This is a genomic window from Winogradskya humida, assembly GCF_016862215.1.
GTDB lineage: Bacteria > Actinomycetota > Actinomycetes > Mycobacteriales > Micromonosporaceae > Actinoplanes > Actinoplanes humidus.
Genome location: NZ_BOMN01000015.1, coordinates 21,285 through 30,187 on the forward strand (window position 1 = coordinate 21,285; position 8,903 = coordinate 30,187).

At 71.1% G+C, this 8,903-nt stretch carries 11 protein-coding genes; 1 reads left to right on the plus strand and 10 read right to left on the minus strand.

Going from position 1 to position 8,903, the window contains the following annotated elements:
* The first annotated feature begins 6 nt into the window (after positions 1–6).
* Positions 7–873, plus strand: a complete 867-nt coding sequence (locus Ahu01nite_RS06345) for a LysR family transcriptional regulator (RefSeq protein ID WP_203835458.1) — start codon at positions 7–9, stop codon at positions 871–873.
* Here Ahu01nite_RS06345 and Ahu01nite_RS06350 read toward each other — a convergent pair.
* The 10 genes from Ahu01nite_RS06350 to Ahu01nite_RS06395 all read right to left on the minus strand — a co-directional run bounded on the left by Ahu01nite_RS06350 (position 848) and on the right by Ahu01nite_RS06395 (position 8,661).
* Positions 848–2,410 carry a PP2C family protein-serine/threonine phosphatase gene (locus tag Ahu01nite_RS06350; RefSeq protein WP_203835459.1) on the minus strand — a complete coding sequence of 521 codons (1,563 nt, stop codon included), beginning with the start codon at positions 2,408–2,410 and terminating at the stop codon, positions 848–850. The two genes, Ahu01nite_RS06345 and Ahu01nite_RS06350, sit on opposite strands and share 26 nt — an antisense overlap.
* Positions 2,403–3,038, minus strand: a complete 636-nt coding sequence (locus tag Ahu01nite_RS06355) for a class I SAM-dependent methyltransferase (RefSeq protein WP_203835460.1) — start codon at positions 3,036–3,038, stop codon at positions 2,403–2,405. Before Ahu01nite_RS06355 ends, Ahu01nite_RS06350 begins: the two co-directional genes overlap by 8 nt.
* Before the next feature lie 67 nt (positions 3,039–3,105).
* On the minus strand, positions 3,106–3,669 hold the full coding sequence (locus tag Ahu01nite_RS06360) for a MerR family transcriptional regulator (RefSeq protein ID WP_203835461.1): 564 nt from the start codon (positions 3,667–3,669) through the stop codon (positions 3,106–3,108).
* Positions 3,670–3,875: 206 nt separating this feature from the next.
* The gene (locus tag Ahu01nite_RS06365) at positions 3,876–4,340 is read right to left on the minus strand and encodes a bifunctional nuclease family protein (protein WP_203835470.1); all 465 of its coding nucleotides are present in this window, start codon (positions 4,338–4,340) and stop codon (positions 3,876–3,878) included.
* Positions 4,341–4,608: 268 nt separating this feature from the next.
* Positions 4,609–5,292, minus strand: a complete 684-nt coding sequence (gene ftsR, locus Ahu01nite_RS06370) for a transcriptional regulator FtsR (protein WP_239158663.1) — start codon at positions 5,290–5,292, stop codon at positions 4,609–4,611.
* Between the two features lie 59 nt (positions 5,293–5,351).
* Positions 5,352–5,804 carry an oxoglutarate dehydrogenase inhibitor Odhl gene (odhI, locus tag Ahu01nite_RS06375; RefSeq protein WP_203835463.1) on the minus strand — a complete coding sequence of 151 codons (453 nt, stop codon included), beginning with the start codon at positions 5,802–5,804 and terminating at the stop codon, positions 5,352–5,354.
* 224 nt (positions 5,805–6,028) lie between these two features.
* Positions 6,029–6,409 (minus strand): glycine cleavage system protein GcvH, encoded by a 381-nt coding sequence (gcvH, locus tag Ahu01nite_RS06380; protein ID WP_203835464.1) that lies wholly within the window; start codon positions 6,407–6,409, stop codon positions 6,029–6,031.
* Positions 6,410–6,437: 28 nt separating this feature from the next.
* Positions 6,438–7,385 (minus strand): DUF881 domain-containing protein, encoded by a 948-nt coding sequence (locus Ahu01nite_RS06385; RefSeq protein ID WP_239158664.1) that lies wholly within the window; start codon positions 7,383–7,385, stop codon positions 6,438–6,440.
* A gap of 5 nt (positions 7,386–7,390) precedes the next feature.
* Positions 7,391–7,723 carry a small basic family protein gene (locus tag Ahu01nite_RS06390; protein WP_203835465.1) on the minus strand — a complete coding sequence of 111 codons (333 nt, stop codon included), beginning with the start codon at positions 7,721–7,723 and terminating at the stop codon, positions 7,391–7,393.
* The gene (locus Ahu01nite_RS06395; protein ID WP_203835466.1) at positions 7,720–8,661 is read right to left on the minus strand and encodes a DUF881 domain-containing protein; all 942 of its coding nucleotides are present in this window, start codon (positions 8,659–8,661) and stop codon (positions 7,720–7,722) included. The genes Ahu01nite_RS06390 and Ahu01nite_RS06395 overlap by 4 nt, the downstream gene beginning before the upstream one ends.
* Positions 8,662–8,903 lie beyond the last annotated feature (242 nt).

Genomic DNA, 8,903 nt, shown 5'->3' on the forward strand with positions numbered 1-8,903 from the left:
GAGGGTATGGACACGCGCCGGCTGCGGCTACTGCTCGAACTGTCCCGGCTCGGGTCGATGCGCGAGGTCGCCGACGAGATGCACATCACCACGTCCACGGTGTCGCAGCAGCTGGCCGTGCTGACGCGGGAGGCGGGGACGGCGCTGACCGAGCCGGACGGGCGGCGGGTGCGGCTCACTCCGGCGGGGCGGCGGCTGGCGGCGCACGCGGTCACGATCCTGGCCGCTGTCGAGGCTGCCCGGCTCGATCTCGACCCGGGTGGGGAGCCCGCCGGGCAGTTGCGGGTGGCGGGGTTCGCGTCCGCTGTACGCCGGGCGCTGATCCCGATCACCGCCGTGCTGGCCCGTGACCACCCCCGGGTGCGGCTACTGATCGCCGAGCACGAGCCTTTCGAGGCGTACGAGCTGCTCGCCGCGGACGCCGTCGACCTCGCGCTGGTCTACGACTACAACCTGGCACCCGTGACGCCGGATCCGTCGCTGGACGTGGTGCCGCTGTGGCAGAAGAGGTGGGCTCTGGGCGTACCCGCAGAATCCGATGTTGACGTTTTCGGCAGGGCCCGGGACGCCGACTGGATCGTGAACTCGCGCAACACCGCCGACGAGGACGTCGTGCGCGCGGTCGCCGGCCTGGAGGGGTTCAGCCCGCGCTTCTCGCACAAAGCGGACAGCCTCGACCTGGTGCAGGATCTCATCGTGGCCGGGCTGGGCGTGGCGCTGCTGCCCGAGGGACTCGCGCTGCAGCCGGGCGTACGCATGGTGCCGCTCACCGACCCGGCGATCGTCCTGCGCTGTTACGCGGTGACCCGGCGCGGGCGGGCGACCTGGCCGGCCCTCGCCCTGCTGCTCAGGCTTCTGCGCGCAGCACCGTGAGCACGACGTCGTCCTCGGTGGCGCCCAGGAAGTGCGAGAGCAGCAGGTCGCACAGCTCTTCGGCGTCCAGGTGCCCGTTGCCCTCCAGCACCGCGGTCAGCTCCGCGAGCCCGTCGTCCAGGCTCCCGCCGCGCCGCTCGACGAGCCCGTCGGTGTAGAACACGACGCTCGCGCCCGGCTCCAGCTCGACCCGGTGATCGGTGCGCGTGAGCTTGAGCCTGGTGCCCAGCAGGGTCTCGCCGCGGACTTCGAGGAGCCGCACCGAGCCGTCCGGCGACAGCAGCACCGGCGGCGGGTGACCCGCGTTCGACCACTGCAGCACCCGGTCCTCGCCGAGCTGTGCGACGACCGCGGTGGCGAGGACGCCGACGCCGAACCCGGACATGGCGTCGTCGAGGGCCACGAGCAGTTCGGAGGGCGGCCGCTGGATCGCGTACGAGATGCCGCGCAGCAGGTTGCGGATCTGGCTCATCGCCGCCGCCGCGAACCGGTCGTGCCCGGTGACGTCACCGACCACCACGGTGAACCGGCCGTTGGGCAGCACGAACGAGTCGTACCAGTCGCCGCCGATCCGGGCGCCCTCGGCCGCCGGTTGGTAGCGCACCGCGACGCGGACGCCGTCGCGGTGGGCCGGTGGCACGAGCAGGCTGCGCTGCAACGCCTCGGCCAGCTCACGCTGGGTGGTGCTGACCCGGCGTTCCGCCTGCCGGGCCCGGGCGCGGTTGAGTCCCTGCGCCAGAGCGGTGCCGATCAGGCGGAAGAATCCCTTGTACGCGGGGTCGACGGCCAGGTGCGGGCTGAGCCGCGCGGAGAGCACCGCCGCAGCCTGTGTCTCGTCGACCCCGGTCAGCCGCACCCAGGCGCGGGCACCGGCCGCGGTCTGCTCGACCAGCACCGCCCGGTCCAGCAGCTCGGGCACCTCGGGCGCCGTGCCGGGCAGGATGTCGACGTCGAGCAGGTCGTCGGGGTCCGACCGCAGCACCGGCAGGGCGTGCTCGACCAGCTCGGCGACGGTCTCGACGTCCGCGAGCGTGTCGTTGAGCCGGCTCAGCAGCTCGAGGCGCCGCCTGCCGATCACCTGACCGGTGGTCTCGGCGGCGATGTCGATCGCGCCCTCGGTGACGCCGTCGGGGCCCCGCACCGGCGAGTAGGAGAACGTGAAATACGTTTCCTCGAGGAAGCCCTGCCTGTCCATCAGCAACGGCAGGTCCTCGGCCCAGGTGGCGCCCTCCCCCGCGAAGACCGACTCCAGCATCGGCCCGATCGTGTCCCAGATCTCGGCGAAGACCTCCGAGGTGGGCGCGCCGAGCGCGTGCGGGTGCTTCTTCCCGATCATCGGGACGTACGCCTCGTTGTAGAGCATCGTGTACTCCGGGCCCCAGAACAGGGTCACCGGGGACCGCGTGTTGAGCGCGAGGTCCAGCGCGCCGCGCAACGCCGGGCTCCACGTGTGCGGCGGGCCGAGCGGGGTGGCCGCCCAGTCGACCCGCCGGTACGCCTCCCGCAGCGACCCGGCGGCCTCGAACGGATCAGTCACCCCCAGAATTTACCGTGCGGCGCCGGAGCTTGATCGTGCTGTCCGTCCGGTGCGCCGGCTCGCCGTCCGGGCCGGTCTGGATCCGGTCGTGCACCGCGTTGGTCAGCACCGCCCAGCCTCCCGGTTCGAGCTGCAGCTCCTCGATCACCTCGTCCGGCGACGCGAACCGCACGGGCGGGTGACCGTCGCCGTCGTGCGCGTACGGCCCGTGGTCCTGGTGGCCCTCGATGAGCAGCACTCCACCCGGGGCGACCGCGGCGGCGGCGAGCCGCAGGACATGCTCGCGCGGGAAGTCCCCGTACGAATAGAGGAACTGCGCCGACACCAGGTCGAAGCTGCCCTCGGGGAAGGTCCGCGCGAGGTCGTGGCGCTGGAAGTCGACCGTCACCCCGGCGGCCGCGGCGTGCTCACGCGCCTTGCCGACAGCGACACCGGAGATGTCGGCGGCGGTCACCGTCCAGCCCTGGCCCGCCAGCCAGACCGCGTCGGCGCCCTCGCCGCACCCCAGGTCGAGGGCCGTTCCCGGGGTCAGCCCGGCGACCTCGCGCACCAGCACGACATTCGGCGCACCGCTCCAGACCCGCTCGGACTCGGCGTAACGGGCGTCCCAGGATCTCTCATCGCTCATACCGCCCAGCCTGCGCCAGGGCCGGCCCGGACGGCAAGGAAGCTTGCCGTTCCGGCAAAACCAGGAGTCAGCCTGCGCGGCGGCGGGCGCGGCGGGCGGCCAGCTCGTCACCGGCGGCGGGCTCGGTCTCGGCGGGGGTGCCGGTGCCGACGGGTTGCGGGGTGGCGGCGGGCTCGGCGGGCAGGTGGGACAGGGAGCCCTGGATCTCCTTGAAGGCGCCGCCGATCGCGATGCCGAAGACGCCCTGACCGCCCTGGAGAAGATCGACGACCTCCTCCGGCGAACGGCACTCGTAGACCGTGGTGCCGTCGGAGATGAGCGTGATGCCGGCCAGGTCGTCGACGCCGCGGGAGCGCAGCGTCTCGATGGCCTTGCGGATGTTCTGCAGCGAGACCCCGGCGTCGAGCAGCCGCTTGACGACCTTCAGCACCACCAGGTCACGGAACGAGTAGAGCCGCTGCGTGCCGGAGCCGGACGCGTCACGGACGCTGGGGACCACGAGCGTGGTCCGGGCCCAGTAGTCGAGCTGGCGGTAACTGATGCCGACCGCCTGGCACGCGGTGACCCCGCGATACCCGACCTCGCCGTCCTCGCCGACGAGAGGACCCTCCTGAGGATCTGCGTCGTGCACGCGACTACCTCCCCGCTGCGCGGTGCCGCTTCACTGTGACCCGCCGAGCCTATAACTCAGGGTCGCCTGAAACAGGGAGGTAATGGCGCGACACGCCGCGTACGGACGACCGGGGCCCGGCCGGCATACCCCGCCACAGCAACAAAAACATCCCGCCGGACCCGCCGGCGGGATGTTTCCTGATGATCAACCGTAGGTGTGACGGGTCAGCTGGCGAAGTCTTCCGGGCTGACCTGGTCGAGGAACTCGCGGAACTTCTCGACCTCGTCCTCCTGCTCGTCCGGGATCACGATGCCCGCCTCCGTCAGCACCTGGTCGGCACAGCGGATCGGGGCACCCACCCGCAACGCCAGAGCGATCGAGTCGCTCGGGCGCGCCGACACGCGCAGGTTGTCACCGATCAGCAGATCGGCGTAGAACACGTTCTCCTTGAGCTCCGTGATCTCCACAGCCTTCAGCGGCGCCTGCAGCGCCGCGAGGATGTCCCGGAGCAGATCATGGGTCAACGGGCGTGCGGGTTTGACACCCTGCTGCTCGTACGCGATGGCGGTAGCCTCCACCGCGCCGATCCAGATCGGCAGGTACCGATCGCCGTCGACCTCCCTGAGCAGGACGATCGGCTGGTTGCTGGGCAGCTCCACCCGAACCCCGACCACGCTCAGCTCGCGCACCGCTGCCTCCGTGTCGCACGTCGTTGCCGCCCCGTCGATCATCGTTGACGATGATCGTCAGGCTTCGTTACCGCCCTTGTCCTCACCGTACACGGACGCCGGGGGGCGAGCGCCACACGAGGTCCGTGTCCGATACCACTGGCACATGCGCCCTAAAGCGAAGATCCCCCTGGTGACAGGCCCACGCCCCCAGGAAGATCAGCTTCGTGGCCCGATGTTCAGCGCTCGGCGTAACCATCCGCGACCGAAATTTCCGCCCGAACGTGCATCATCGGCCCAGTGTGTCGCGCAGCCCGGCGCGTACCAGTGCGGAATGGAGCCGTTGCGACAACGCCTGCAGCTCCCGGGCCGTCTCGGCCGCCCGCGCCTGCGCCGCCGGGTCCTGCTGCCGCACCAGCGGCGCCAGCAGCTGCGTGAACAACCCCAGCTCCCGGTCGGCCCCGGTGCGGAACGCCCGCAGGTGCCGGACCTCCAGGCCGTAGCGGGTCAGGCCCACCACCGCCTCGACGATCACCACCGCGTCGCCGTCGTACCAGCCGGGCGGGCGCGACGTGACCAGGCCGATCTGCTCCAGCTCGGAGAGCAGCCGCTCCTCCGCGCCCGTACGCTCGATCAGGTCGTCACGCGAGACCCTGCTGTCCGTGGTCTCCGGTGCGGCCGCCTCCGGTTCGGAGCCGACCGCCACCAGCGACGGCCGCTGGCGGGCCAGCGGATCGTCGCCCCGCTCCAGGGCCTCCAGCTGCTCGCGGATGACCCGCAGCGGCAGATACTGATCGCGCTGGGCGGTCAGGACGAACCGCAGCCGGGCCACGTCGTTCCACGAGTACTTCCGGTAGCCGGAGGCGGTGCGCTGCGGATCGACCAGCCCCTCCGCCTCGAGGAACCGGAGCTTCGAGATCGTCGTGTCGGGGAACTCCGTGCGCAGCTGGGCCAGCACCTCCCCGATACTCATCAGCGCAGCGTCACGACCCGGGCGGCTGCCCGGGTCGTGTGCGGCCGCCCCCGCCGGGTTCACGCCTGGCCGCCCTCGCCCTCCGGCCTCGGGCCGGCGATGAAGACGAGGCGGAACTTGCCGATCTGAACCTCGTCACCGTTGCTCAGGGTCGCGGACTCGACCCGCTCCCGGTTGACGTACGTCCCGTTGAGCGACCCGACGTCGCGGACCGTGAAGGTCCCGCCGTCGCGGTGGAACTCGGCGTGCCGGCGCGAAACCGTCACGTCGTCGAGGAAGATGTCACTGTCGGGATGCCGCCCGCTCGTGGTCACGTCGTGGTCCAGCAGGAAGCGCGCACCCGCGTTAGGACCGCGGCGCACCACCAGAAGGGCCATGCCGGGCGGCAGCGAACCGGACATCCGGCTCGGTACCACGTCGGTGTCGGGTCCCTCGAGCACCTCGTCGAGCGCTCCGAGGTTCAGCGTGGACGTGACGTCGAGCGGGGGGAACTCGTCGTCTGGGCGCGTCATGGACCACCTCACGGATCTTTTTCGGTCGTCGCCCGGCGACAGCGGACCCGCACCGCCGGACGTTCGGGTCCGGACGTGCCATGCCCTCCGCCGCCGTTGCCCGTGAAGGCCCGGCCGCACGACTATCGGTTTCGAAGTAATAACGGTTCTACAGGTGCCCCGCGAGCCTAGTCAGACCGGAAAAGCCGGGCAACCGGACGCGCGGGGAGTTCAGGACCGGAAGATCAGCCCTCGGTCAATGCCTGGTACGCCGCGGCGTCCAGCAGCGCGTCCAGCGCCGACGGGTCCGCCGGGGCGATCTCCACGAGCCAGCCCGCGGCATACGGCTCGGCATTGATCAACTCGGGCTCGTCACCCAGCGTGGCGTTGCGCGCCACGATCGTGCCGGCGATCGGCGCGTAGATCTCCGAGACGCTCTTGGTCGACTCGATCTCGCCGAGACTGTCACCGGCCTGCACCTCGGTGCCCTCGTCGGGCAGCTGCACGTAGACGATGTCACCGAGCGCGTCCTGCGCGAAGTGGGTGATGCCCACCCGCACGGGGCCGGTTCCGTCGCCGGACACCCATTCGTGCTCGGCGGTGTACCGCAGATCCTCGGGAATCACTCGTTCCTCCGTTGAGAAGCGCGCCCAGTCAGGAGACCGGACGCGCGTACTGCAGGCTGGCTGGCTGACGCACGGCGGTCACTTCGACCGACGTACGTTGCTCCATGGTCACGTTACCGCCGGCCTGCTTCACCGACGCCACCACCCCACCGGGGATCTCCAGCGCCGTCTGCATGGTCGACGGCACCCCGATCACCCGGAGCGTGTAAGGGCCCGCGAGCCGCTTACCGTCGACGACGATCTCCCCGCCCTCGGCGTCGACGAAGTACGACGAGGCGACGATCCGCACGGCGACACCGTTGTCCCCGACGAGCTCCATCACCTCACCCCCGGCACCGCGCAGCTCCTGCACGGCGTTGAGGATCTGCGACGCCTTGATCGGCTGCCCGGCCGGATCGACCGAGATCTCCAGCCCCGGACCCCGCGCCGGCAGGGTACCGGACAGCAACCCGAGATCATCGGCCCGCTTGTCGGCCTCGGCGAGCGCCGCCTGCCGCCCCGCGACCCCGGACGTCAGCTGCCGCTGGCTCTCCTCGAGCCCGTTGATCTCCTGCTGCAGCCGCTGGTCACGGGCCTCCAGGTCGGACAGGATCCGCACCAGATCCTCCTGGCGGGCCGAGGCCAGCCCGGAATCCGCGTCGTTGCTGCGCAGCTGCACCACCAGGGTGAAACCGAAAAGAGCCAGCAACACCCCGATCAGGGCCCCCGCGGACGACAACTTCCGCTTGCTGTCCGTCACCGGTTCAGGTGACTCTCCGGGTACGCCCGGAGCGGCCGGACCTTCCGCGCCGCCGTCCTGGGTCTCCGGGGGCTTCCCGCCCGCTGGCGTGAGCCGGCCGCTGACCTTGTCGTCCGGTGGCGTGAGCCGCGCGGTGACCTCGTCATCCGGTGGCGTCGGCCGGGGCTCGACCTGGTCGGCCGGGGGCATGAGCCGGGCCGTGACCTCGTCGTCGGGCCGGTGATCTTTGTCGGTCATCCGCGTCACGCCCGGAACAGGTGCCGGCGGATCGCCGCGACGTTGCCGAAGATCCGCACGCCGAGCACGACCACGACGCCGGTGGACAGCTGCCCGCCGACGCCCAGCTGGTCACCCAGATAGACGATCACGCCGGCGACCAGGACGTTCGCGATGAACGACACCACGAACTGCTTGTCGTCGAAAATACCGTCGAGCTTCGCCCGCACGCCGCCGAAGACGGCGTCCAGCGCCGCCACGACCGCAATCGGCAGATAGGGCTGCAACGCGGGCGGCACGGTGGGATGGAACACGATGCCGAGAACGACACCGGCGATCAGGGCGACTACCGGAATCATCTGCCGCCTTCCGACGGGGAGGTTGTGATCTTGGGACTCTGACTCTTCGCCGGCGGCGGCGTAGAAGGACTGGCCTGCCGGAAAATCGGCTCCGTGGCCGCCTCCAGCGTGACGTCCCCCACCGGCGCGACGTCGTACGACATGCCGTACCGCGAATTCAGCGCCTTGAAGAACTGCCCGCCCGCACCCTTACGGAAGTCGGCGGCCAGCTCGTCCGGCCCGATCGCGACAATCTGATAGGGCGTGGTCACCGGCCGGAAATCCACCAGGATCGCCTCGCCCGCCTGCCGGATCGTGGACGTCGCGGTCAGCCGCTGCCCGTTGATCGCGATCGCCTCCGCCCCCGCCGCCCACAACGCGTTCGTCGCCCGCTGCAGATCGGTGTCCCGCACCCGCGCGTCACTGCTGCGAACCCCGGTCACCGGATCGATCGGCGTAGGCCCGTCACCCACCGTCACCCGAGCCCCGGACCCCCGCACGGCGGCAAGCCCGGTCTCGGCCTCCAGCTCCTGCATCCGGGCCACCGCGGCCCCGCCCAGCTGCTGCTCCCGCAGATCAGCGACCTCACCGCGCAACCGATCCGCCCGCGCCTGCAACTCCGAGGTCCCCGACCGCCGGCTCTGCACCTGCCCGATCAGCTCATCCCGCGCCTGCGTCCGGGCCGGCTCATCCGCCACCGTCTGCCGATAAGCCACCACCAGCAGAAACCCGAGCGCCACGAGCGTCAACGCACTGATCCCGCTCAGCATGCGCTTCCGCGCACCGGTCGGACCGTCACCGCGGGCCTTCCGGGCCGCAGCGTCCGCGTAACCGGGATCCAGCGGATTCCGGAACAGCTCGGTGAGAAAGTCGGGCGTGAACGTCCGCTGCGGCTTCTCGTCACCCCCGGCCGCAGCCTGCGCCGGGCCGCCATCGGGATTGGGCGCCGAAGCCCGCACGCCCTCATCAGCGGGGACCGGGTGCTGTTCCGCCGGCCGGTTGCCGGTGAGGGGCTTCGGCTGCTGCCCGGCGGCCGACGGCGTCCCCGCAACAACGGGAGGGACGGCTCCGACGGGCCGGGCAACCTCTGCGGCGGCCCCGGTAGGCCGAGCGGCTTCAGCAGGGCGGGTCGCTTCAGCAGGGCGGGTCGCTTCAGCAGGGCGGGTCGCTTCAGCAGGGCGGGTCGCTTCAGCAGAGCGGG

Excerpts from the sequence above, each read along its gene's own strand:
- Ahu01nite_RS06345 (WP_203835458.1), top strand. The coding sequence starts at position 7 with ATGGACACGCGCCGGCTGCGGCTACTGCTCGAACTGTCCCGGCTCGGG.
- Ahu01nite_RS06355 (WP_203835460.1), bottom strand. The coding sequence starts at position 3,038 with ATGAGCGATGAGAGATCCTGGGACGCCCGTTACGCCGAGTCCGAGCGG.
- ftsR (WP_239158663.1), bottom strand. The coding sequence starts at position 5,292 with ATGAGTATCGGGGAGGTGCTGGCCCAGCTGCGCACGGAGTTCCCCGAC.
- odhI (WP_203835463.1), bottom strand. The coding sequence starts at position 5,804 with ATGACGCGCCCAGACGACGAGTTCCCCCCGCTCGACGTCACGTCCACG.
- Ahu01nite_RS06385 (WP_239158664.1), bottom strand. The coding sequence starts at position 7,385 with ATGACCGACAAAGATCACCGGCCCGACGACGAGGTCACGGCCCGGCTC.
- Ahu01nite_RS06390 (WP_203835465.1), bottom strand. The coding sequence starts at position 7,723 with ATGATTCCGGTAGTCGCCCTGATCGCCGGTGTCGTTCTCGGCATCGTG.